This is a genomic window from Ignavibacteriales bacterium (assembly GCA_026390795.1).
In the GTDB taxonomy this organism is placed as follows: domain Bacteria; phylum Bacteroidota; class Ignavibacteria; order Ignavibacteriales; family Melioribacteraceae; genus Fen-1258.
Map to the genome: position 1 here is coordinate 1,854,573 of JAPLFG010000003.1, position 22,717 is coordinate 1,877,289.

The 22,717-nt window shown below is 34.6% G+C and carries 22 protein-coding genes and 1 tRNA gene; 10 read left to right on the forward strand and 13 right to left on the reverse strand.

The features are described 5' to 3' along the window. The first annotated feature begins 26 nt into the window (after nucleotides 1–26). Together NTX65_11740 and NTX65_11745 are read left to right on the forward strand one after the other, a co-directional pair. Nucleotides 27–1,979 carry an ATP-dependent helicase gene (locus NTX65_11740; GenBank protein ID MCX6170008.1) on the forward strand — a complete coding sequence of 651 codons (1,953 nt, stop codon included), beginning with the start codon at nucleotides 27–29 and terminating at the stop codon, nucleotides 1,977–1,979. A gap of 131 nt (nucleotides 1,980–2,110) precedes the next feature. After that, nucleotides 2,111–3,025, forward strand: coding sequence for a TIR domain-containing protein (locus NTX65_11745; GenBank protein MCX6170009.1), 915 nt, complete (start codon nucleotides 2,111–2,113; stop codon nucleotides 3,023–3,025). A gap of 104 nt (nucleotides 3,026–3,129) precedes the next feature. Here the strand turns inward: NTX65_11745 and NTX65_11750 are convergent, their stop codons facing one another. The 3 genes from NTX65_11750 to NTX65_11760 are packed head-to-tail and all read right to left on the reverse strand — an operon-like array spanning nucleotide 3,130 to nucleotide 4,727. Then, the gene (locus NTX65_11750) at nucleotides 3,130–3,669 is read right to left on the reverse strand and encodes a hypothetical protein (GenBank protein ID MCX6170010.1); all 540 of its coding nucleotides are present in this window, start codon (nucleotides 3,667–3,669) and stop codon (nucleotides 3,130–3,132) included. Then, on the reverse strand, nucleotides 3,653–4,381 hold the full coding sequence (locus NTX65_11755; GenBank protein MCX6170011.1) for an ImmA/IrrE family metallo-endopeptidase: 729 nt from the start codon (nucleotides 4,379–4,381) through the stop codon (nucleotides 3,653–3,655). The genes NTX65_11750 and NTX65_11755 overlap by 17 nt, the downstream gene beginning before the upstream one ends. Further along, nucleotides 4,365–4,727: a helix-turn-helix transcriptional regulator gene (locus tag NTX65_11760; protein ID MCX6170012.1), complete on the reverse strand. Its 363-nt coding sequence runs from the start codon at nucleotides 4,725–4,727 to the stop codon at nucleotides 4,365–4,367. Before NTX65_11760 ends, NTX65_11755 begins: the two co-directional genes overlap by 17 nt. Nucleotides 4,728–5,039: 312 nt before the next feature. Between NTX65_11760 and NTX65_11765 the strand changes: the two genes are divergently transcribed. Both NTX65_11765 and NTX65_11770 read left to right on the forward strand, forming a co-directional pair. Further along, a complete protein-coding gene (locus NTX65_11765; GenBank protein ID MCX6170013.1) occupies nucleotides 5,040–6,044 on the forward strand; it encodes a type IV toxin-antitoxin system AbiEi family antitoxin in 1,005 nt (334 codons plus the stop codon). Continuing rightward, nucleotides 6,025–6,879, forward strand: a complete 855-nt coding sequence (locus NTX65_11770) for a nucleotidyl transferase AbiEii/AbiGii toxin family protein (protein MCX6170014.1) — start codon at nucleotides 6,025–6,027, stop codon at nucleotides 6,877–6,879. The genes NTX65_11765 and NTX65_11770 overlap by 20 nt, the downstream gene beginning before the upstream one ends. Nucleotides 6,880–6,931: 52 nt before the next feature. Here the strand turns inward: NTX65_11770 and NTX65_11775 are convergent, their stop codons facing one another. The 3 genes from NTX65_11775 to NTX65_11785 all read right to left on the reverse strand — a co-directional run bounded on the left by NTX65_11775 (nucleotide 6,932) and on the right by NTX65_11785 (nucleotide 8,297). Further along, entirely contained in the window at nucleotides 6,932–7,321 is a 390-nt protein-coding gene (locus NTX65_11775) for a 3TM-type holin (GenBank protein ID MCX6170015.1), read from the reverse strand. Between the two features lie 73 nt (nucleotides 7,322–7,394). Beyond that, nucleotides 7,395–7,652 (reverse strand): hypothetical protein, encoded by a 258-nt coding sequence (locus tag NTX65_11780; GenBank protein ID MCX6170016.1) that lies wholly within the window; start codon nucleotides 7,650–7,652, stop codon nucleotides 7,395–7,397. Between the two features lie 102 nt (nucleotides 7,653–7,754). After that, entirely contained in the window at nucleotides 7,755–8,297 is a 543-nt protein-coding gene (locus tag NTX65_11785; GenBank protein ID MCX6170017.1) for a D-Ala-D-Ala carboxypeptidase family metallohydrolase, read from the reverse strand. 1,157 nt (nucleotides 8,298–9,454) lie between these two features. Here NTX65_11785 and NTX65_11790 point away from each other — a divergent pair. Then, nucleotides 9,455–10,138: a hypothetical protein gene (locus NTX65_11790; GenBank protein MCX6170018.1), complete on the forward strand. Its 684-nt coding sequence runs from the start codon at nucleotides 9,455–9,457 to the stop codon at nucleotides 10,136–10,138. A gap of 49 nt (nucleotides 10,139–10,187) precedes the next feature. Here the strand turns inward: NTX65_11790 and NTX65_11795 are convergent, their stop codons facing one another. Then, the gene (locus NTX65_11795; protein MCX6170019.1) at nucleotides 10,188–10,847 is read right to left on the reverse strand and encodes a hypothetical protein; all 660 of its coding nucleotides are present in this window, start codon (nucleotides 10,845–10,847) and stop codon (nucleotides 10,188–10,190) included. 937 nt (nucleotides 10,848–11,784) lie between these two features. Between NTX65_11795 and NTX65_11800 the strand changes: the two genes are divergently transcribed. Further along, nucleotides 11,785–12,189 (forward strand): ArdC family protein, encoded by a 405-nt coding sequence (locus NTX65_11800; protein MCX6170020.1) that lies wholly within the window; start codon nucleotides 11,785–11,787, stop codon nucleotides 12,187–12,189. A gap of 230 nt (nucleotides 12,190–12,419) precedes the next feature. Here NTX65_11800 and NTX65_11805 read toward each other — a convergent pair. Beyond that, nucleotides 12,420–12,492: transfer RNA gene (locus tag NTX65_11805), tRNA-Thr, on the reverse strand. Nucleotides 12,493–12,624: 132 nt separating this feature from the next. On the opposite strand from NTX65_11805, the gene NTX65_11810 reads away from it, so the two are divergent. Then, nucleotides 12,625–13,386 carry an RNA methyltransferase gene (locus NTX65_11810; protein ID MCX6170021.1) on the forward strand — a complete coding sequence of 254 codons (762 nt, stop codon included), beginning with the start codon at nucleotides 12,625–12,627 and terminating at the stop codon, nucleotides 13,384–13,386. Between the two features lie 3 nt (nucleotides 13,387–13,389). Here the strand turns inward: NTX65_11810 and NTX65_11815 are convergent, their stop codons facing one another. The 3 genes from NTX65_11815 to NTX65_11825 all read right to left on the reverse strand — a co-directional run bounded on the left by NTX65_11815 (nucleotide 13,390) and on the right by NTX65_11825 (nucleotide 18,849). Continuing rightward, nucleotides 13,390–13,839, reverse strand: a complete 450-nt coding sequence (locus tag NTX65_11815; GenBank protein ID MCX6170022.1) for a hypothetical protein — start codon at nucleotides 13,837–13,839, stop codon at nucleotides 13,390–13,392. Nucleotides 13,840–13,843: 4 nt separating this feature from the next. Beyond that, nucleotides 13,844–16,711 (reverse strand): alpha-amylase family glycosyl hydrolase, encoded by a 2,868-nt coding sequence (locus NTX65_11820; GenBank protein ID MCX6170023.1) that lies wholly within the window; start codon nucleotides 16,709–16,711, stop codon nucleotides 13,844–13,846. Nucleotides 16,712–16,782: 71 nt separating this feature from the next. Then, complete coding sequence (locus tag NTX65_11825; protein ID MCX6170024.1) at nucleotides 16,783–18,849, reverse strand: hypothetical protein; 2,067 nt, start codon at nucleotides 18,847–18,849, stop codon at nucleotides 16,783–16,785. A 209-nt stretch (nucleotides 18,850–19,058) separates the two neighbouring features. Between NTX65_11825 and NTX65_11830 the strand changes: the two genes are divergently transcribed. Continuing rightward, a complete protein-coding gene (locus tag NTX65_11830; GenBank protein ID MCX6170025.1) occupies nucleotides 19,059–19,343 on the forward strand; it encodes an HU family DNA-binding protein in 285 nt (94 codons plus the stop codon). A 43-nt stretch (nucleotides 19,344–19,386) separates the two neighbouring features. On the opposite strand, the gene NTX65_11835 is transcribed toward NTX65_11830, so the two are convergent. Then, nucleotides 19,387–19,884, reverse strand: coding sequence for a hypothetical protein (locus tag NTX65_11835; GenBank protein ID MCX6170026.1), 498 nt, complete (start codon nucleotides 19,882–19,884; stop codon nucleotides 19,387–19,389). A 99-nt stretch (nucleotides 19,885–19,983) separates the two neighbouring features. Continuing rightward, complete coding sequence (locus NTX65_11840; GenBank protein ID MCX6170027.1) at nucleotides 19,984–21,450, reverse strand: PQQ-dependent sugar dehydrogenase; 1,467 nt, start codon at nucleotides 21,448–21,450, stop codon at nucleotides 19,984–19,986. 160 nt (nucleotides 21,451–21,610) lie between these two features. Here NTX65_11840 and NTX65_11845 point away from each other — a divergent pair, with 160 nt between their 5' ends. Further along, nucleotides 21,611–22,192 (forward strand): thioredoxin family protein, encoded by a 582-nt coding sequence (locus tag NTX65_11845; protein ID MCX6170028.1) that lies wholly within the window; start codon nucleotides 21,611–21,613, stop codon nucleotides 22,190–22,192. After that, the gene (locus tag NTX65_11850; GenBank protein ID MCX6170029.1) at nucleotides 22,189–22,692 is read left to right on the forward strand and encodes a TlpA disulfide reductase family protein; all 504 of its coding nucleotides are present in this window, start codon (nucleotides 22,189–22,191) and stop codon (nucleotides 22,690–22,692) included. The genes NTX65_11845 and NTX65_11850 overlap by 4 nt, the downstream gene beginning before the upstream one ends. Nucleotides 22,693–22,717 lie beyond the last annotated feature (25 nt).

The window sequence follows — 22,717 nt, forward strand, 5'->3', positions numbered from 1 at the left end:
TTCTAATTATTAGCTAAGGAGATTTTATGGCATGGAATTCTGACATTAAAGGTTCAGTTCTTAGTATAGCTTCATGTGAGCAAAGTCCATTACGTGTAATGGCTGGTCCTGGTACTGGCAAATCTTTTTCAATGAAACGAAGAATTCAACGTTTATTAGAGACTCAAGATATTGATCCTTCAAAAGTACTCGCTATTACATTTACAAGAACAGCAGCTGCTGACATGGTTAAGGAATTATCTTCATTAAATGTTAGAGGGAGTGAGGATATAAAAGCATACACCTTACATTCATATTGTTTCTCAGTCCTGATGCAAAACAATGTCCTTGAAACTCTCGGTAGATTCCCAAGACCACTTATTACATATATGGAAAGAGGGATACTCAAATTTGAAGTCTCGCCACTTTTAGAAGATTTAAAACTCCAAGGTGAGTTCGGAAATAAAAGAGAAATGTGTAGAAGAATTAGAGCATTTGAAAGTGCTTGGGCTAGATTACAATCTGAAATACCTGGATGGCCAATTGATCCAATCGATAATAATTTTCATCGTTTTCTAATTGAATGGTTAAATTTTCACAACAGTATGTTAATTGGTGAAATAATTCCCGAAACGCTTAGGTACTTACGATCTAATCCAACGGCCAATTCATTTACCGATTTTGATCACGTAGTTATTGACGAATTCCAAGATTTGAACAAAGCAGAACAAGTTCTTATTGATCTGATTGCTAGTGGTAAAGATTATTTTATTATCGGGGATGAGGATCAATCTATCTATAGTTTTAGATTCGCACATCCCGAAGGAATTATTTCATTCAATATTTCTCATCCGGATACTCATGATGAAAGTTTAACAGAATGCCGCAGATGCCCACAGAAAGTAGTTCATCTAGCAAATAGTCTAATTCTCCATAATCACCGACCAAATACTCAGCCTCGTTTAGAAATCAGAAACTCGAATCCAGTTGGTATAGTTAATATTGTCCAATGGGCAAACTTGGATCAAGAAGCAATTGGAATTGCTCAATATATTAATTATCTCATCTCAAATAAGGGATATAATGCTGGGGATATACTTATTCTTTCACCAAGAAGACTTATCGCTTACAAAATAATAGAACAAATTAGAAATTATTCTATACCACTACATAGCTATTATTATGATGCAGTCTTAGAAGAAACTGAAGGCCAGAAGTCGTTTATAATTCTTTCATTATTAACAAATATTGAAGATAGGGTTTCCCTTCGTTTTTGGTTAGGAGTTGATGGTACTAACTGGAGAGCAAACCAATACCAAAGAATAAGAGAATATTCATTTACTCATAATATTTCTCCAAATGAAGTCATGCAAAAACTTTTAAGTAAAGAAGTCAATATTCCCAATACTACACAAGTTCAACATCAATATAACACTCTAATCGAATTCTTAGGTAGATTGCGACAGTTATCAACCCTCGAGGTTTTTGAAGAGTTATTTCCAATTGGTCATGAATGGTCATCTGCAATAAGAGATGCAGTACTAGATAAAATTAATGAGAACTCAAGTATTCCTGAACTCTTTAATTTGGTTAAAACCTTTATATCTCAACCAGAAAATCCAACCGATGGTAATTATGTAAAAATTATGAGCCTTCACAAATCCAAGGGATTAACTAGTAAGATTGTAATTATTCCTTCAACTATTCAAGGATTGATTCCTACGGTAGATGCAACGCTTGAAAGGGCTGAACGAGAAGTTAACCTACAAGAACAAAGAAGATTATTTTACGTCGCGATCACTCGTCCTAGTGAAATCCTTTTAATATCATCCTTTAACGAAATGAATATTGCACTTGCATATAAAATTGGAGCATTAGGAGGTAGAAGAATTAGTATCAATCAACAACGAAATATCGCTAGCCAGTTTATTTCCGAATTAGGGCCAAGTACCCCTATTTCAAAATTAGGAACTACGTGGGCTATTAATAACTATATCTAGAATAAATTCAAAAGACTTTCATTTGGCAGTCAATGACCATTCCTTTTTTTTACAGCGGTGAAGGACTAAAAGAAAAATACAAACAAATTGAAAATGATCTAATAAAAGCATTGGAATAAAAATTACGATAAATGGAAAAACAAAAAGAATACAAATATCAAGTAGCATTGTCATTTGCCGGTGAGGATAGGGCTTATGCAGATCAAGTTGCTAATTGTTTGAGAAAAAAAAGCGTTAAAGTTTTTTATGATAATTTTGAGGAAGATATTCTCTGGGGAAAAGATTTATATGAGTATCTGGATAATATTTATAGAAAAGAATCACGATTCTGTGTAATGTTTCTTTCAGAGAATTATGCTAAAAAAGTATGGACAAACCATGAACGCCAAAGTGCTCAAGCAAGGGCTTTCCAAAAAAATGAAGACTATATCTTACCCGTAAAATTAGATGATACAGAAATACCCGGTATAAGACCCACACTAGGATATATTGATGGAAGGAAATACGATCCTCAACAAATCTGTAAGAAAATTTTATCAAAATTAATTGTTATACCCTCAGTCAAAAAAGAAGCGGATGACGATAAGGATATTCCATTACTAAAGAGAAGAATTACCGAAAAAGAGAAGAAGGAATTTCTATTAACAGCATTTCAAGAATTGAAAGATGGGTTCAAGAGCAGATTGGAAAAACTTTCAAATAAAAACAAACATGTTAAAACAAAGTTTAATGAAAAGACTCAATCTAAATTTATTACTGTAATAAAAACGGAAGATCATGAAATCGGCTGCAAAATATGGATAGATAAAAGTGGCAATCACGGATTATCAATATTATACAGTGTAGATCACAATGATTCGTATATATTCAATTCATATAATGACAGTGCAACCGTTGAAGATGACGGCTATCATATTTATTTCAATATTCTTGGTATGGTATTTTTCTCTGTCCCGGGTGAAGAAAAAATAGATCTGAAACATGCTAGTATCAAAGACTTGACAAAATACTATTGGAACCGTTTGATAAGAGATCTTGATTATTGATCAAAATATTATGGTATTATTAGCGGAATTCTAATAAACGAATACTCACTTGATTCATAAAGCGGGGAATTAGTTATAACTGAAAGATTATTAAAAATATCTTTTCACTTTTTTACCATCACATACTTTTTTACATATTCGGCAATACTATCTACTGGTAATCTATTCCCTGCCTTTTTCACATCTTTAATAAATTCATCACATTCCTCTTCGGTTAATACTTTGCAATTCATAGCCTCCCATAAAAAATCCATAGTCGTTATTATCTTTATTCCGTTCTTATCGCAATAATCTTTAATATCTTTCAAATTACTGCTTGCAATATATTTTTTATCAATTTTAGCTACTGCCATACATGCGGCTTCCCCTTTCCCAACAAATTTTTGTAGCTTGGCATATTCTAAGATAAAATCTAAATTGCTATCTAAATCTATTCTTTCAAAATTGTTAACGGAAATAAAATTGAATACTTGCACTTTATATTGCGGGAATAAATAAAGTTCTTCAAGAACCTTGTCTATAAAAACTATTCTATTTGGAAATATTGCTGGTATTGTATTTAATCTGTTACCATCAACGAAGTGTATTATTACGTCGGCATCAATTAAAATTTTAGGTCCAATAAGCTCATTGTTCTTCAGCATCTTCTTTGTCCCCAAAATCGATTCCCAATTCTCTCATCAATTCCAAATAATGAGCTTTAGAAATTATATTTTCATCAAACAACTTTTTTGCTTTTACTCCATAATCTCCAATTACAAGATCCTCGTTTCCCGCATCATATAATGCCGTGTCATATCCATATTGCTTGGCCAGTGTCTTTATATCTTCGCCAAATTTTTCTCTAAATTCTTCGGTGATCAAATGTAAATCCACCAACCTTCTTAGCATTGCTTTGTTTGAACATGAATAGTATTGTTCTAAAGCCAAGATAGTGCTTACAGAAATTTTGTCTTTTTTTAATTCATCATTTGGAATGAACTTTAATAATCCTTCCCTTGGTAGCATCAAATTAGCGGCAAATATGTTTGCGTTTTCTTCTTCCTTTTTATCTTTCTTATCAAGGTTATTATCACAAATGATATGTTCGAAATCTTTTTGAACAAATAAATGATACAGTTCATGAAAAATTGTGAAATGTTGTCTTCCCAAAGAATGTATCGAGTTGATCAACATAAATTTGTCTTCACCAATTTTCAGTGACATACCTGAGAAAGTGCCTTCCATTTTCTTAAATATTGTCAGCACATTTAATTGTAGCAATAGACTTTTTACCCTAATTGGGTTAATTGTATTGTAACCGGATTTCTCTCTAAATTCTGCTGCTGCTTTTTCTAAGTTAAGATTTGACGGCATGTTTTTTTTCTAAGTTCCTAAGTTTAATATAGTTTTTAACAATCCTGTGGAAGTTCGCAATTGTAATAAAATCTTTTTCTTTTAACTCATCTTTTCTAAAAGCGAATACTTTGTTGATAATTTGTTCTTCGGGATTATCAGTCAATAAAACTTCCAATTCAACCCCGAATAGATCCGCAATTTTAGTCAAGTGATCCAAGGGGATATTTCTTTCACCTCTCTCATAATAACTTATTGTTGTATGGTCCTTCAAACCAAGAAAATTGGCCACTTCGATTTGAGTAAAATTATATTTTTCCCTGAGAACTCTTATATTGTTCCCAATTACTTTAAATTTTGAATCCATTTTGTACTCCTTGAGGGTGATCAAAGTTAATATCTTTGTTACATATTGTCAAATAATTTCCTAATTAGATGTACTATGTAACAAAAGAGTTCCGTTTTTAATTCAATTTCAATGTTTGTATTTATTATCGTTAATAGTTTGTAACTGTTTATAGTTAGTCACCCCCTCTTATTCAGCGATACTTCAAACATCTTTGTTCAGTATTCCTGTTTTAACCAATATATTGAACATAATGCTTGTATAAACACGTTTTTTCTTGCTTATTGTTCAATAATCAAATATATTCGCAACAAATGAACACGCTATATCATAATGAAAGACACTGAAAAAAATATAATAACTAAGGCAGTTACCAAGTTCGAGGATGAAACCGGTTTTCGGCTTACAACCAACACCACTGATGAAAAAGTCGAGCTGGTTTTAAGAGATAAAGAATACGACCTCAAATTTAACGCTGAAGTAATTCCATTGGTAAATAAAACGAAGTTGGGAATAATTAAAAATCAACTCGATCGATTAGGTAATATTCCTCTTCTTATTACTCTGATTGCGAACAATGAAACAGCCGATCTCCTTAAAAATTTTGGTATTAATTTTATCGATGCAGCTGGTAATGCTTATATTAATATTCACCCATTATTAATAAAAATAAAAGGGCAAAAACTCACTGCTATAGAAAACCCTTTGAAAAATGAAACTTCTATTTTCAAAACCGCTGGTCTCCAAATAGTTTTTACTCTCTTATGTAATCCTGGTTTGGAAAGAGATCCTTATCGCGATATTGCTGATTGGGCCAATGTTGCACTTGGCACCGTTCATCTTACAATGATTCAATTGGAAAAACTAGGTTATTTAGTCAATGTTAATAGCGGTGGTAAAAAACTTGTTAATACAAAAGAATTGCTGAAAGAGTGGACCCTTGGATTTCCAAGACTTATTAAACAAAAATACTTTTTCGGCAGATATCAGATTGATGATCATGAAACCATCAATAAAATCGATCTCAATTATTTTGGTGCTTTGCTCGGTGGTGAGACCGCAGCTGCTCAATTAACAAATTACTTGCGTCCGCTAATCCATACCATCTATATTGGCGATAAATTAGGAGAGTTTATTTTGAGAAATCGCCTTAAAAAAAATCCTAATGGTAATATCGAACTGATTAAAAAATTCTGGAATTTTAGCGGTGAATATGAATTTAAAAATCTGGCACCTGCAATTCTCATTTATACAGATTTAATGACAACCGGTGATCCAAGAAACATAGAAACAGCCAACATAATTTACGAGAGAGACATTGCTGGACATCTCAACTAAAATAGATCCGTTTACTTCAGAAGTGTTAACGTTGGTATCTAAAATTACCGATACTTTGAATATGGATTTCTTTGTAATCGGAGCCACCGCAAGAGATATAGTCTTCAATCTTATCCATGGAATTAAAATCCAAAGAGGAACAAACGACATCGATTTTAGTGTTCGAGTAAGGAATTGGGATGACTTTAAAAAACTTACCAACGCGCTTATAGACAATAATTTTTCACCTTCTAAGATTGTTCACAGATTCACATACAAATCTATTCCAAGCATTGATATTATTCCCTTTGGAGAGGTTTCCCTTGATTCTTCTTCAATTCGGTGGCCGGATAAAGAAGCAAAAGAAATGAGTATTCTCGGTTTCGAAGAATGTTTTCTTGATTCAGAATCTGTTCGGATCCAAACAAATCCTCAAATCGATATTAAATTTGCTTCCACAAGAGGATTAGTTCTAATGAAATTAATTTCATGGAAAGATGGTTTTCCTACACGTTCCAGAGATGCACTTGATATTCAATATATCATTAAGAATTACATTGAAGCCGGCAATATGGAGCGGTTACAATCTGAACATAATGATTTAGTCAATGATCAATTTGATTTCGAACTAACTGGAGCTATTCTACTTGGTCGGGACATTGCTGAAATTTCAACTCCTCAAACTCTTGAATTTCTGATAAATATTTTGGTAGAAGAAATTAAAAACGGGGGCAATTCAAAATTCATTTCTGATATGATGATTGGCGCCAATATAATTTCACAAAGAGATGAAAAGATCAAACACTATACTAATCTTCTCAATAATTTACTCATAGGTTTGAAAAATAAACTGTAGGGAACGGTTTGTGACCGTTTCACTTTTTGGTGCAAGCCATTTCTTGACCAACTCATTTCCTAATCTTCTCAACAATCTTTTCTCCCGTTCTACCCACTACATAACCGCCTAAGCCGATTTGCAATAAAGTCCATGCTTCATTACTTAAACGAAATGCAAGCCACCCAAAAGAATCACACACAACTAGGATAAGAAAAGTAAGCATTGTAATTGGTCTCCAATTTCTCTGCAGCCAGCTTTGTCCTTTCGCTTCTGCTTCAACAACCCGGGATTGAGAATCCAATAACTTTGATTCATATTCTAAAGCTTTACCTAAAAACTCATTCTCAATTTTCGTCAACTCATTTTGCAATTTCCCGCGCTCTTCGTCAGTCGTTGTAAGATTATCAATCAAATTAGTAATTGGCTTTACAATTCCACTCAAAAAATCTAACACTCCCATTTTAACCTCCTCGTTCAATTGTCATTCCGGCATGTCTTTAGCCGGAATCCATTTCTATTCTAACAGCTAAATACTAATCGCTAGTAGCTGATTTCTGACTACTGATTGCTGACAGCTTCACGTTGTAAATCTCCCGAATAATATTTTTCTCAACTTCACTCAACTTATTATGTAATATTTCAAATCGCGATAAATAATTTTTCTCAATTGAAGACGATTTCTTTTTCGCTTCATCAACATCTTTCTCAATACGTTTAATCCTGGACCAGAATAAAAAATTGACCAGACTTACTAAACCACTTATAACCCAAAAGAAAATATTGTCATTCATAAAAACCTCATGAAAATAGTCTGGTCATCCTGATACCGACTTGTCGGGAAAAGGATCTAAGACCTAACAATCCTCCAATTATCCATATGTATATATTTTCCTTCATAAAATACTTCTCACGTCTAGCGTTTCACTTTTCACGTTCTCATACACCGTTTTCCCATGAACCTTTCTTGAAATCATCACATCCTTACGATTCGATTCACCATTCCAAGAAACATGAATCCACTTTCCGAATTCATAAATCAATTGATCGAATGATAATTTTTGTAAAACGATATTGAACACATCAACTAATTTCAAGGAGGGGATTATAAAATCGGCAGCTTTTCCTTCAAGATGTTGAGAATTAAATTTTCCACCAACTGCAGTATTTACATCGAATGAACGAAATCCTGAATTAATAAAAATCGGCACATCGATGATTTCTCTCAAAGGTTGGAGAACATTCACACAAAGTAATCTCAAATTCTCAATCTGTTTTTCATTCGGTTCATTTTTATAACCATGCCTTTCAGCTTCTTGAGAAATGACAAACTCTTTCAGATAGAAATTATTTGTTAGTTTTATATCATGTGAGTTTGTCATTCCGAATCCGGATTTATCCGGCGAGGAATCTTTCTTTGTCTTCACCAAAGCATTCATTTTAATTTCCAATAATTTTTAGCTGATGGCCAAAAGCTAATTGCTGAATGCTATCAAACCACTGTATTTCACTTTACATCAGATTGGAGATTAAACTTGTTCCGAACTCGATTCTGGATAGGCAAGCAACCTTTTGTGTGAGGTCTCAGCTCAACTTGCCCGGCCCTGACGGGTCGGGGCATGTGACAGCCAGTATTACATAACGAACATTATGCCAAAGGCTTTGTGTAGTCCCAACTTAAACTTTGTAGTTCTGTCATTTCAGCATAATGTTGCATTATGCAAACTCGGCACTAAAGAATACTAATCGCCTCATCATACATTTTCAAAACTGTCATCCGGTCATAGCATTTATTAACTAACCGAACATTAAATTCCACTCGTGGGCGGCTCGCGCTCTCGACACGCCCACTCCTTAATCGAATCCTATTATTTTCATTCATACAAACTGCGAGTGGAGTTTATCCCGTTCTTTTTCGGGATGTCGTGGCTTTGCCACACACACTCCACTTCGCTCCATTCAAAATTAAATCCGCGTTAATCCGTTTGATCAGTGTCATCTGTGTTCCATTCATTTCGTCATCTTTTTATGATTCTTTGAAAACAAAAGAAAACAAATCATAAATATCGAGCGTTGCATTTATCAAATCACAAAAATAATTTTCACCAACAGCTAAAAACTAAAAGCTAATGGCTCACTTAATAGACATATCACATATAAGAAATGAATCCAAATTCCAGAAATATCACAAACTTGGATTAATCAATGAACTGGTCCTTCGGAATTTGCAAATCAAATCAGAATACCTTGAATTGCGAAAGATTCACAATCAGATCGAATCAATTTTTATACTCTCAGAAAAATATCATCGTTCTTATGATTCAATTAATACAATTTTGTTTCGTAAAAGGAACACAAAACCTATTTCAATTTTCTAGAAATTTTACACTCTGATTTCTGAATTCTGATTTCTGTTTTCAACACTTTTTCTTGCCCTCATCAAACCAACCCCTAACAAGCCTGTAACAAGCCATATCCAAGCCATAAGACCGCCACAATCTCATTTTCTTTTACTTTCCCATTATTACAGTGAACACGTCATTTCATTCACGTAGAATTGCCTTCGTAATTAATCATAACTTTAGGAGGTTTTACCATGGCAATCGTAAATGGAAATGTCCTTGGAAACTTATCCGGGAAGCTTGGCAACCTTTCCGCGAGAACAGTTGATGGTCACACTGTATTAGCAGCTCGTCCATCTAGCTTTAATGCAAGCCAAGATCCGGCTGTTCTACAAGTTCGTCAGAAATTCTCAGTTACTGCAAAATTTGCAAGTGCTATTCTTGCACTTACTTCTCTCGTTTCAATTTGGAAGAAAGTTAGAAATGTCGCAAGCTCAGTTTTTAATGAAATCTTTCAGAGCAACTTCGCTTATTCTTCCATTGAAAAACCAACCGAGCAAAACATTCTCGCACCGGAAGGATTTCCTTTGCAGATTTCAACCGCTGCAGTAGCCGCTGATAAAATCACAGCTACACTTCCAATACTTAATACTTCATCTGTTTTCGGTGCTGATGAAGTTAATCTTTCTGCTAATGCATTAGTCTGCTATTATGATCCAACTAATGAAGCAGACGAACCATTTAAGATAATTTCTTTATCTAAAGATGCAGCGGGTTACAATTTCGCGCAGACATACGATTTAGAAATCGATCTTAACGCATTGCAGAAAAATACAGCCGCGAAGTATCAACATAGCATTCTCTATGTGTGTGTAGTAACCAAGACTGCTGATGGAAAAGTCGTTCAAAACTCCGGCACCTACACAAAACTTAATTAAACCTTTCACGTGGGCGGTTCACTCCGCCCATCTCTACCTGTTTAACTTATTATTTATTCTTTACAAATTTAATTGCTGTGACCGGATGAATTTCCCAGCAAGTATATGACTTCATTCCTTTTTTACCTCTTGGAATTCCATTCAAATGAGGTGCATCAAAAAACAATTGCCCGGTTATCTCAACATACATTTTATGTTCCATTACATTGCCTGCCCCTGGTTCTTTCCCCCTTAAAAATTTCTCCTTAATAAAATCTCTTACGACCTTACATTTTGCACGCAATTTTGAATCTTCAACAAATCTCTCTTCCGGTAAGGGAACTTCTACTATTAGGCAACTATCTTTCCATTCCTCTGAATTCCTAATCTGTATATGATAATCACCATCCCGATGGTTCTTGGAATCATTCTCTAATGCTATCAAATGTAAATACCCTCGTGTTGTTACAATATCACCTTCTTTCAATCCTTTCTGAACCGTGGTAGGGATTCTCTTTGCCACATATATTTTTGATGAATAAGATTCAATTGGATTGTCCAATGCTAATAATTCGGTTAAAGGAATTGTCATCTTAGTAGATTTTGGAGGGAGACTTGTTTTAATGCTCCATCTAGCAATCCCTGGATTTAATTCTGTTGGTTGTCCAATGCTGGCACTCAACGAAAAGAGGCAAATAAGTAAAATGAAAGAGTAATTCATTCTTCTCATATAAACTCCATTGTTAAATTAGGATTACACTGAACATAACTTAAATACTAATTAAAATAAATCAGAAGCATCGTGAAGAATTTTTTCAGATAATGTTGCAATGAGGTTATAAGAATTCTTATTAAGATTCTTTCATTTCTGGGATAACGAATTTACCCTTAGTTCACAAATTTGCGCCTGCCTGCCGGCATAGGCAAGTTCACTTCGATTCACTTAAAATTGTTCGCTAGAAAAAAGCCGCTCTGATTCGGCTCATTCATTCGCCTCACACAGCGTAAACCAGTCCTGATGAAAAGAAGGATCTACTTTCAGTTCGGTCAATACTTTTTCATCAAAGGCATTCAAAAATATTTCCCTCATAAAGCATGAACGCAAATTATTCGTTTGTCTCTTGCTCACACTTTTTGTGACAAAAAGATGCGCCAATTTCCAAACTCATAAATTGCTTAAAGCAACTTCCTTTCCAAATTGTTTGCTTCACTTCGTTCAGCTATTACAAGCATTATTTTGCCCGCCGGCAAACAAGCTTAGTCTTATTCGAATCTTGGTAGTCAATCGGGGCAAGGGTATATGAAACTCACCCTCTAATTTATTTCAATAAATTTTAGTCAATCGGGTTTCGCCCTTGCCTTGAATTTTCATCTTTTCTTACACCAACATGGTATCAAGTCATTATTTCGCAAAAGAGCGCCTAAGCGGGCAAAATATGTTTTTTAACGGCGTAAAAGGTTGGGTCATGTCATCTGTAATAGTTCACTACTCCAAACGGCACAAAGGTTTTCTTATTCGCTTAGTTCAATCAAATCAAAAATTCTTTGTAAATATATTTACTCCCGCCGGTTCACTTCATTCACTACCATTTAAAACATATACCGCAGCAAATACTTTTCTAAATGCTTTTATCAAATCAATCAAAAAATCTTAAAGGAGATTAGCCATGTTATCACAAGAACAAAAACAACAATTAAGACAAGAGAAAAAAGAAAAGATCATCCGCATTCGGAAAACTCTTTCTGAAATGACAGAAGAACAGCGCCAAGCCGTAGCTGATAAATTCGGCATTGTTACTGTTGAAGGGCATTTATTAACACCTCACAACCAATGCTTTTTGGTTGCTCAATCAGAAATAAACTTTTCAATTGTTGGTGGGTTTCAACAGTGGAAGAAAGCCGGAAGAATTGTTCGCAAAGGTGAACACGGCTTTTTAATCTTTGTTCCATCTAAAGCCAAGCAAGAAAATAATTCAGAAATGATTTCTGATGAGGAAGATGTTCACTTTTTTATAGCAACGGTTTTTGATATTTCACAAACAGAAGCTATAGCAAAATCGGAAGCTGCATAAGCTTCCGGTTGTTTCTCTTTTTATACTATTTCAGTATATTGAAAATGAAAAAAGTTAAAGCAGCTTTTAGTTAACAATTATGTTCATATTAAATTTTGTTTGGTAGTAAAGAGGACTAGGACTCGAAAAGTCCCTACTAAAGTCCCTACTTAGTTCAGTGAATCAGCGTGATAGTTCAAATTTGCAGAAACAAAAAAGCCCTAAAATTTATCATTTTAGGGCTTTTGAAGAGCTGGCTATGGGACTCGAACCCGCGACCTGCTGATTACAAATCAGCTGCTCTACCAACTGAGCTAAGCCAGCATTTTTTCGTGCGGCAAATCTAATATAAAAACTACATTCAGCGCAACAATTTCAAATGAATAATTCCATCCCCATTATCAATTTATTGAAGCAGCAAAAACTATATATTTGAACTGGAAATAATTGATAATCATGCTATCTAAAAACCAACTCAAATATTATTCATCTCTTCTGAATAAAAAGATAAGACAAGAAGAGAAAAAATTTATTGTTGAAGGTCCGAAACTTATTTACGAAGCGATTGAATCCGACTTCCGGTGTGAACTTGTTGTTGCTTTAAAAGATTTTTTAGATGAAAATAATAGTTTTGTTAACATCCTTGTGAAGAATAATATTAAGTATGATCCGGTGAAAAAAACGGAACTTGAAAAACTGTGTGATACAAAAACTCCCCAAGGAGTTATCGGCGTCTTCAATTTCAATGAAAAAGCCGAAGCTGGTATTCTTAAAGATAAATTAATCGTTGCCATGGAAAACATTTCTGATCCGGGCAATTTAGGAACCATAATTAGAAACTGCGATTGGTTCGGTGTAAAGAATGTTCTATTAACTTCCGATTGTGCGGAAAAATATAATCCCAAAGTTATTCGCTCTTCAGCCGGTTCCGTTTTTCATCTTAATCTTTTTTACAAGAATAATTTTTACGGTGTGTTGGAAGAACAACAGAAGTATGGTTATAAAATTTTGTGCGCTGATCTTAAAGGGGAAAACCTTTACCATATATCTCAAAACGAAAAAATGATTCTTCTTTTGGCTAACGAAGCCAATGGTCCATCCGAAAAGATTTTGGAAATCTGCGATTTGAAAATTACAATTCCAAAGAAAGGAGAAGCAGAATCAATGAATGTTGCGAGTGCATCGGCTGTTTTACTTTCCGAATTAACAAGAAATTAGAATTCATCTCCGTGTGTAATAAATATAATCGGTTACCGCTGGCTCGTGACCATTCTGTCTCAGCAGCAAATTTATCTGTGCGCGGTGATATGTGGAGTGGTTGATTATATGAGTAATTATATCTTGTAACGAAGTTTCAAATGATTCACCTTTTGTGTTCTGATAAGAATATTTTTTTACCAAATCATTTTTACTCGAACTGTTTAACAACTTAAGCCATTCTTCATTATTTAATTGCGACCTTTTTTCCAATAGGTCTAATTCAACTTTATCCCAGAATGAATTTGTGTGTTTGCCTTGAATTCTGCCGAGCCATGTTTCTTGCGAAAGGACGAGATGACTCATGATCTCTAAAATTTTTTGAGTCGGGTGTAGAACTAATTTTAACGCAGAAAAAATTCGATTATTCGCCCAGATATTGTATTCGAATAGATTTATAAAATGTTCATTCATGAGATTATTTCAATATTATCATTTTTTTTGTCTGAACAAAATTCCCGGCTTGCAGGCGGTAAAAATAAACGCCGCTTGGTAATTGATAATTTTTAATTGAGAATTGAGAATCATATCTGCCCGCTTGTTTAAATTCATTCACGAGAGTTGCGACCTCTCTTCCCAATAAATCATAGATTTTTAGAGAAACATGAGTTCCAGCTGGCAGTTGATAACTTATAACTGTGCTGGGATTAAATGGATTAGGATAATTCTGATTGAGTTGGAATGATGTAGGAATTGCCGTTTCGTTTTTAACATCTGTTGCCAATTCGGATGCCTTTGGTATTCGTACGGAAGTATAAATACGATACTCGCCGGGTTGCAACGTAATTGAAGTTGAGGCATTCATTACATCGGTGCTGTCCCCTGTAAAAAATTCATACCACTTCCCAACGTTTTGAAATGCAATTGTGGCGTTCTGAGTAGAAACATCAAAATTGCCAATTATAGCGACATTCATTGAATTATGATTAATGTACAAACTTTTAATTGCACCCGATGCATTTAGTGTAAAATCTGAACTTGAAAAAGCTGGGTAATATTTTTTTAACCGGATTAATGCCGCAAAAGTATTGAACAAATTTTTTCTATCTGTGTTTGATAAATAATTCCAGGCGAATGGTTTTTCTCCAAGTCTGCCGTTTGTATTAATCGAAACATCATAACCCAGTTCGCCGCCCATCCAGATCATTTTTGGACCGGGAACGGTTATGAATAATGTGGCGGCAAGTTTTATTCTCTCTAATGCTGTTGTAAGAGTTTTTATGTTATAACTCCCGTTAGAATTTCCGAATTGTAAATTCTTGTACATCAATCTCTCTTCATCATGACTTTCCATATAGCCGTCAATATTTGGAATGGTCCAATTTCTCTTCTTATAAGAAATATCTGAAAAATCCCAGCCTGTTGAATATCCCATTGTTGATTGATTGTAAGCATAATTAAAATTTCCCCACATAAGAATTCCATTTCCGTGCTGAGCGAGCTCTTGATCTTCGCGGTTCTCGGCGAGATGTTCAAAAATAATTATTGCAGTCGGATCGTAAGACCAGACTTTATCAACCATTCTCTCTAAGAGGCGAACTCGAGCCGCGTCATAAATACTTCCCCAAATATCGCCTGTTGCGGGCTTTGGAGTGTTGCTAAATCCTTTTGTAAAATCAAATCTAAATCCGTCAATCTTAAATTCTGTTAACCAATATTGAAGAACACGGTCAACAAAGTATTGAGTTGCCGGGCTTTCATGGTTGAAATCATTTCCCCATTGAGCATCGGGATTTGCAAAATTAGATTTTACATTGAACCACGGATTATTTGAAGCGGGACGGCTGTTAACAATATCCCAATACATTTGAACCATTGAATTAGAATTATATGCGTGATTAAGAACTATATCTTGTATAACGGCAATTCCGTTTTGATGGCATGCATCAATAAAATTTTTCAGATCATCTATCGTTCCGTAATATTTATCCGGTGCGAAATATGTCATCGGATTGTAACCCCAGCTATTATTTCCCTCGAACTCGCTTATCGGCATTAGTTCAATTGCATTAACACCAAGTTTTTTGAAATAGCTCAGCGTATCCACAAGAGTTTTATAAGAGTGAGTAGAAACAAAATCGCGTACCAGCAATTCGTAGATAACTAATTTTTCTTTTGAAGGACGAATGAAATTAGGAACTTTCCAGTTGAAAGTAGATTTGTACGGTTGTAAAACAGAAACAATGCCGCTTGTTTTTTGAGTGGGGTAAGATTTAAGATTTGGATAAACGGTCGAAGGAATATACTGATCATTTGCCGGATCAAGAATTTTATCTGTGTAAGGATCATAAATTCGCAAGCTGCCGTCTATCAAAAATTGATAAGCAATTTCCCCAGGAGGATCTGCTATACTAGATGGCATATTAATCCACCACAAACTATCTGGAGTTGAGTTATCACGATTCATAAACCAGAGAGGGTCGACTTTCCAATCTGAATGATCTCCGATCAAGTAAATAAATTTTTTGCCCGGTGCGTAAAGAGCAAGAACTCTTGTATTATAATTTACTCCGATTTGACTCCCCGAGGGGATTGGAAGGTTTTTTATCTCCGGGTTTCGCATTATAATAAATGTTTTAGTATCGGTTACATCCGCCGTATCAGTTGCGATGACTTTAACTTCATTACTTCCGCTGCTGTAATCATTTGCATTGAAGACATAACTGAGAGTGTCTGTAGTTCTTTCAACCTTTTGTTCTCCATTTACAAAAAGTTGGACGGATTTAGTTTTCGTATCGATTGCAGAAGTTGAAACGGAAATCGGAACTGTTCCGCCGGTAGAAACAAAAACCGGTGAGCGTAGAGGATCACCAAAAGAAACATTTACTACCGGTGAGTTAAATACAACCGATATACCAGAAGTGTAAAGCGGAATAATAATATCTTCGGTTTGTTTTGTCCCGTCATAGCTTCGTACAACAAGACAAAGTTCTGTAATATTTTCACTTGCTAAAATTTGTGTTTTGTAGGAGTAGTATTGACGCGGATTATTTATCAGTAATTGATAGACATTAGGTGAGATGCGTGTGAGCTTGGCTTGGGATAAATTAACGCTCCAATCCGCAATTACATGCTGCCATCTTCCTGCTTGAGTTGTAACTCCTGTGTAGACATAAAGATCATTAGTATAATTAATTGGTTTTCTACTATCTGTTGATAACGTAATATCAAACGTAATTGCAATCTGATCTGTTTGAGTTGGATAAGTCGGTGATGTAGTCCAAATCTTTTGAGCAAATACTGCTGAAGTAAAAAATAAAAACAAAATAATAATTTTATTTTTCATAGTAACTTCGATTCTTCGGTTAAATAATAGTTGTCTAATATTTTCGTGTAAAGTTAGGTATGGATAATTTGCTAATCAAGGAATTCCCAAGCAAAACCGAAGCGTATGCCGCGCTCTTGTTTGGGATAATAGGGAACAATAAAATATTTTGTATTTATTAGATTTTCCAAGACAAAATAAACAGTGGCTGATTTTTGAATCCTCCCGGCAAGAAAGAAATCAACCTGGAATGATGGGGAGACCGATGGAGACAACAATACTTGATCTGCCGTTACCGGATTGAAATCGAAATAAGAAGAGATATTCTTTTCATAATCAAAATAAATAAAATCCCTTGTGCCGATTGAATAATAATTCAATCCTGTTTTTAATTGTAGGTTTGTGTTGAAAAGTGTATCAACATAATAAATTCCGCCCGAAGAATTGAAACTTGGAAGTTTGTATTCCTTTCTGTTTTCCGGTGAAAAATAGAAACTGAAATTTGAACTAAGCAGAATTTTCCAAACTTTGTAATTCAGTTTTACATTCATCCCCTGCAATAGAAGATTTTTAATTGCAAAAAAAGAGGTCTGCTCGTACGATGAATCACCGATAAAAGTAGTAGATAGAAGGGCATTTGCAGTTGACTGGCTAAAATAGCCGATGGAAAGGTTGCCAAACTTATTTTTATAAGACAAGATAAATTCAAAAGAAGATTTCTTCTGAGTCTCTAATTTTATAACCGGTCGAACAAATCTTTCTTCCCATGGGTTAAACGGTTTTTGATATGAAGAAAAACCTGCATACAGATTAAACGATTTACCGATTAAAAGATCAGCGTCTGCACCCAGTCCTATGTATCCCTTGTCAGAGTAATTCAGATACTTTCCGAATATTGACGGATTGAATGAATTACCGAACATTGTAAATGATGCAAGCATTGATTCTGAAAAAGAAGCTTTACGCGTTTCCTGTGCAAGAAACGGTGTGTTGAAAACCGATCGCTCTAAATTTGTTGTCGAAATTAATTTCCCAAATTTAAAATTAAGATCTTGCCGTAAATTCAAACCGATTGTTCTGTGAAAATTATTATCAACAATTTTTTTCAATATATTTTGATTGATTGTCAATAATTCGTTTTGGCGGAACTCTATTAGATTCGATTGATAATACAAGGCAAGATCGGTGTAAGCCGAATCTAAAAAATTGGCAAGCATTCGTAATCTAAAATCATTAACCGTTACTTTCTGATAGCGGTTCGGAAAATTAACCGGGGCTTGAAGGTTATTATAAACCACATCATTAAATTGTGCCAAAGGGTAAGTGGCGAGAATTGAATCGGCATCTACGCCTCCGTTCAACTGAACTTTGGATTTTACATATCTATAACTTGCAGTCAGATTAATCGATTTAGAAAAAAGATAACTTAGACGGGTTATTCCGCTCCAGACACTGTAATCTGTGTTTATGTAGTTGGGGTTTGTGTTTTGATTCGTAATTTCTATATAAGTATTTAATTTATGTATCGGGTAAATGTTGAATATTCCATCAATTAATCCTTCTCCGTTTGGCGCCTGGTAATATTTTAACCGGGAAAACGGTTTACGCGAATCGGATTCTCTTGAAATGAAATTAATAGAAACCGGGTTATTAGCATTTCCAAACAAAAAACCGCGCGCAAGCGGAATTACCTCAATGGAATCAATGCTTTCCGACTGAAAGAGATTCAGATCGAGTGAATTTGTTAACCGGTTATTGATAGAAATACCGTCAGACAAAAATGAAACATTTCCGAAACCATTACCATAAATCAAGGCTTCGCTTGGCTGCCCAACAGTGCCAAGATCGCGCACAAATCCGAAGGGAACATTAAAGAAAAAATCAGCCGCAGTTCGGTAATCGGTTGTTCTCAATTTTTCCTTTGATATGATAAAATTATTCAACCGGTTACTTAGCAGAGATTGATTCTTGATAGGGAGAAGAACTTCTTTTTTGATTTTGCTAACGGTAGTGTCCTTCAAAGAAGTCTGATTTGTTTTTACAGTATCGCTAAGTAGGTTTTTTTTTGAAAAAGAAGAATTAGGAAAGTGATTCCCCGCAAAAATATTTGCTGCAAGAAAAAAATAAATGGAAAAGTGAAGTAATAATTTTTTTTTCACAAGCGAATCTAAAATTTGTTTACAAGATAATTCGATTTTATTTCTCAACAAAAAAGAAATGATGCATGTTTTTGACTGCAAATCTATTGCCTGATAACGGCATTGCTTGCTAAGTCAAAATGATGATAAAAGACAAAAACTGTTTGTTTTCAATTAAAAAAATACTAAATTTCATTCGAATTTCATCCACAAATAAAAGAGGTAAAAATATGTCGATGACAAAAAGCGAACTGTTAACCTATATGGCTAAAAAATCCGGTCTAAGCAAAAAAGCAACCGGAGAATTTATTCAAGAATTTGTAGTTCTCGCTTACAAAGAAGCAAAAAAAGCTTTTGTTATTCCTGGTCTTGGAAAATTAGTTCTTGTTGATAGAAAAGCAAGATTAGGCAGAAATCCAAAAACCGGTGAAACAATTCAAATCCCAGCAAAAAAAGTTGTGAAATTCAGAATTGCTAAACAAGCAAAAGACGCTATTCTTATCTATAAAAAGTAATTTTTGAAAAACTGAAAGTCCCGCTTTGCCGGGACTTTCTTTTTCATTCTTTATGCCCGGATCTTAACCCCTTCATTTTATCTATCAGTTGTTGATAAAGATCTTCATTTATATTCTTCATGATTATTAAAAGCAGTTCATTAAATTTTCCGGCACTCGCATAAAAACCGATTGTTCTGTTTTGTAAACTATCATGAATATAAACCGGTCGTGTAGGATAGCCATTAAAAATACCACCGGATATTTTATCAATATTTTCAACCTTTATTTCGAAAGTCTTTGAGGAGAAAAAGAAATCGGAACAAACTAATCTCTCATTATCCGCAGAGATTCTAAATGGAAATTGTCTATACGTTTTGATGTAATATCTATTGAGCCAAATGATAATTGCAAAATTAATTGCCACAAAGAAAGCGAAGTACCAATGCGATAAAGCCCCGATGATTGAAGCGGCGAGATAAATAAGAAGCAGTATGCTTAGAGGAATATTTCCGTAACGGTAAAATAATTTTGCTAAGAATGAATAGCTGAAAGTTTTCATAAGGTGTAAATTGTTTTTATAAAGCTACTAAAACATTATTAAAGATTCTAAAGAGTAATTTGTAAGAGTGAAATACCGGCGGGAGAACTTGAAGCTGAATTATTTTACCAGAAGCATTTTTTTTGTTTTTATAAAATCATTGGCTTGGAGAGTGTAGAAGTAAACACCCGAACTTAATTGAGAATTGTTAACATGCCTTCCAGTAAGCAATGTTGAGAATTGAGAGTTATAAATTCCCGGTGGTTTGAATTCTTTTACTAATGTCGCAACTTCTCTGCCAATGAAATCGTAAACTTTTAGAGTCACTAAACCGCCAACTGCTATTTGATAACTTATAATAGTACTTGGATTAAATGGATTCGGATAGTTTTGCTTAAGCTCATATTCACTGGGTAAATCTAACTTGCCAACTTTTGTAACCGGGGTTCCGATGAATTTATAAATTTTACCTATTGCGTAGTTTGCAAAGTAAAGTTCGTTATTCTCATCAAGACCAAATGTTGATATTGGGTTTGAAGATGAGAACAACAAATTATTTTTAACAACCGAACCTTGAAGTTCAATTGCCCAAATCTTTCCGGAGACATAATCCGCATAAACATATTTTCCTAAGAGTTCCGATGCATTTTTGCCGTGGTAAACAAATCCTCCCGTAATTGAATAACCGCCGTCATTGTTGTGTCCATATTCCCAAATCGGTTTAATATAATCGGTAGCGTTGCATCCGGATGTATTGTATGAATGATTCCCTTCAAAACATCTCCAGCCGTAATTGCCTCCTTTTTCTATTAGATCAATTTCTTCCCATGCATTTTGCCCAACATCTGCAGCCCAAAGTTTTTTAGTCTCAAAATCAAAACTGAAACGCCAGACATTTCTAAAACCATATGCAAAAATTTCTTCCCGGTGTCCCGATGTATTTCCTTTAAATGGATTATCGGGCGGAATGGCATAATTCAATGACCCGGTTTTGTTATTAATATCGATTCGTAAAATTTTTCCGAGAAGTGAAGAAAGATTTTGCGCGTTATTCTGAGGGTCGCCGCCCGAGCCGCCGTCGCCGAAAGAAATATAGAGAAAGCCATCCGGTCCAAAAGAAATTCGTCCGCCATTATGATTTGTATACGGCTGATTTACTTCCAGCAAAATCAATTCGCTGTTTCGATCTGCTTTGTCCGGATCATTAGCATCAACCTTGAATCTCGATATAATTGTACGCCTAGGATTATCGGTTGTGTAATCAACAAAAAAATAACCGTTATTTTTATAATCCGGATGAAATGCTAAGCCAAGCAAACCCATCTCTCCGCCGCTTAGCACTTTATCGCTTAAATCGAGAAATGTTTTTTTTGAGGTAGTAAATTGAGTATTCTTGAAAACAGAAATTACTCCGCGTTGTTCCAGAATAAAAAGCCGATTCGAACCATCTCCGGAATTTTGGATATCGACAGGCTGCTCGAATGTAAGATTAGGAAAAGCCAATTCTATTTGTAATTGTGTTTGCGCCGGATTACAAGATGAAAACAAAAAAATTATAGCGAGGTATGATTGAGTAATCTTTTTCATATAAACCTTTCTGTCCGTAGTATATGGAACATTTTTCGGTTGAAGAATGTTCACCCAGTGTAAAAATTTTGCCTTTAACGTTTCTTAACGGACTTAATATTGACCTTTATCACTTGTCTGAATATTTTAAAAATGAATTCATAAAAGAAAGGATACAAAGATGAAAACCAAAATAAATTTTCTTATTCAGGTTGTTCTTTTATTTGCAATGCTGATAACTTCTAAGTCATTTGCAAGTGAGCCAAAGAAAGCTGCAAATTTTAGATTGAAAGACTATAATGGCAAAGAATATCAATTAAGCGATTTTAAAAATTCCAAAGCTACTGTTGTAATGTTCATCGCAACTCAATGCCCGGTTTCCAATGCCTATAATCCGCGTATGGCTAAACTTTATGCCGATTATAAAGATAAAGGTGTGACATTCATTGGTGTTAATTCCAATGAGAAGGAGAGCGTTGAAGAAATCAAAGAACATGCAAAATCAAATAAACTCGATTTTTTAATTCTAAAAGATCCAAACAATGTTGTAGCCGATAAATTTGATGCTTCAGTTACGCCGGAGACATACGTGCTTGACGCCAATATGAATATATTATATCATGGCAGAATAGACGACAATCGCCGCGAGTCTGATGTTAAAACTAAAGATTTAAGAGCAGCATTAGATGAAGTTCTTACCGGCAAGAAGGTTGAAGTTTCGGAGACTAAAGCATTTGGCTGTTCAATAAAAAGAGCGGAATGATGTTGAGAAAAATTTTCATGGTTTTGATTTTACTCTTTATTGCTTCTCAATTTGAAATTTATCGAGCACAAGAAATAAAAGTTGAACCGATTGATAAAACAAAACTGACAAAGCTAATAAAGGACCGGAACGGAAAAGTTCTTTTTCTAAATTTGTGGGCAACTTGGTGCATTCCTTGCAGAGAGGAATTTCCATCGATAGTTAAATTGGCTGGCGAAATGCAAAATGTTGAGTTCGTTGGCATTAGTGCGGATTATCCGGATGAAGTCAAAACCAAGATTATTCCATTCTTAAAATCGAATAAAGCGAATTTTACTAATTACGTAAGCGGTTTTTCGGGAGATGAAGATTTGATAAATGCTCTTGATAAAAAATGGAACGGCGCTTTACCGGCTACTTTAATTTATGATAAAAACGGAAAGAAGATTTCATTCTTAAAAGGGAAACAATCTTACGAGAAATTTAAGGCAGACATAAAAAAAGCTGATGAACAGAATTGATTTATGCCGGAAAGCTTTGAGTTAG

Bases quoted from the DNA above. Each gene is read 5' to 3' on its own strand.
- NTX65_11835 (MCX6170026.1), bottom strand. From the start codon at position 19,884: ATGAAAACTTTCAGCTATTCATTCTTAGCAAAATTATTTTACCGTTAC.
- NTX65_11790 (MCX6170018.1), top strand. From the start codon at position 9,455: ATGGCAATCGTAAATGGAAATGTCCTTGGAAACTTATCCGGGAAGCTT.
- NTX65_11760 (MCX6170012.1), bottom strand. From the start codon at position 4,727: ATGGATTCAAAATTTAAAGTAATTGGGAACAATATAAGAGTTCTCAGG.
- NTX65_11820 (MCX6170023.1), bottom strand. From the start codon at position 16,711: ATGAAAAATAAAATTATTATTTTGTTTTTATTTTTTACTTCAGCAGTA.
- NTX65_11840 (MCX6170027.1), bottom strand. From the start codon at position 21,450: ATGAAAAAGATTACTCAATCATACCTCGCTATAATTTTTTTGTTTTCA.
- NTX65_11785 (MCX6170017.1), bottom strand. From the start codon at position 8,297: ATGAATGCTTTGGTGAAGACAAAGAAAGATTCCTCGCCGGATAAATCC.
- NTX65_11810 (MCX6170021.1), top strand. From the start codon at position 12,625: ATGCTATCTAAAAACCAACTCAAATATTATTCATCTCTTCTGAATAAA.
- NTX65_11815 (MCX6170022.1), bottom strand. From the start codon at position 13,839: ATGAATGAACATTTTATAAATCTATTCGAATACAATATCTGGGCGAAT.
- NTX65_11845 (MCX6170028.1), top strand. From the start codon at position 21,611: ATGAAAACCAAAATAAATTTTCTTATTCAGGTTGTTCTTTTATTTGCA.
- NTX65_11850 (MCX6170029.1), top strand. From the start codon at position 22,189: ATGATGTTGAGAAAAATTTTCATGGTTTTGATTTTACTCTTTATTGCT.
- NTX65_11765 (MCX6170013.1), top strand. From the start codon at position 5,040: ATGAAAGACACTGAAAAAAATATAATAACTAAGGCAGTTACCAAGTTC.
- NTX65_11745 (MCX6170009.1), top strand. From the start codon at position 2,111: ATGGAAAAACAAAAAGAATACAAATATCAAGTAGCATTGTCATTTGCC.
- NTX65_11755 (MCX6170011.1), bottom strand. From the start codon at position 4,381: ATGCCGTCAAATCTTAACTTAGAAAAAGCAGCAGCAGAATTTAGAGAG.
- NTX65_11800 (MCX6170020.1), top strand. From the start codon at position 11,785: ATGTTATCACAAGAACAAAAACAACAATTAAGACAAGAGAAAAAAGAA.
- NTX65_11775 (MCX6170015.1), bottom strand. From the start codon at position 7,321: ATGGGAGTGTTAGATTTTTTGAGTGGAATTGTAAAGCCAATTACTAAT.
- NTX65_11830 (MCX6170025.1), top strand. From the start codon at position 19,059: ATGTCGATGACAAAAAGCGAACTGTTAACCTATATGGCTAAAAAATCC.
- NTX65_11795 (MCX6170019.1), bottom strand. From the start codon at position 10,847: ATGAGAAGAATGAATTACTCTTTCATTTTACTTATTTGCCTCTTTTCG.
- NTX65_11780 (MCX6170016.1), bottom strand. From the start codon at position 7,652: ATGAATGACAATATTTTCTTTTGGGTTATAAGTGGTTTAGTAAGTCTG.
- NTX65_11750 (MCX6170010.1), bottom strand. From the start codon at position 3,669: ATGCTGAAGAACAATGAGCTTATTGGACCTAAAATTTTAATTGATGCC.
- NTX65_11740 (MCX6170008.1), top strand. From the start codon at position 27: ATGGCATGGAATTCTGACATTAAAGGTTCAGTTCTTAGTATAGCTTCA.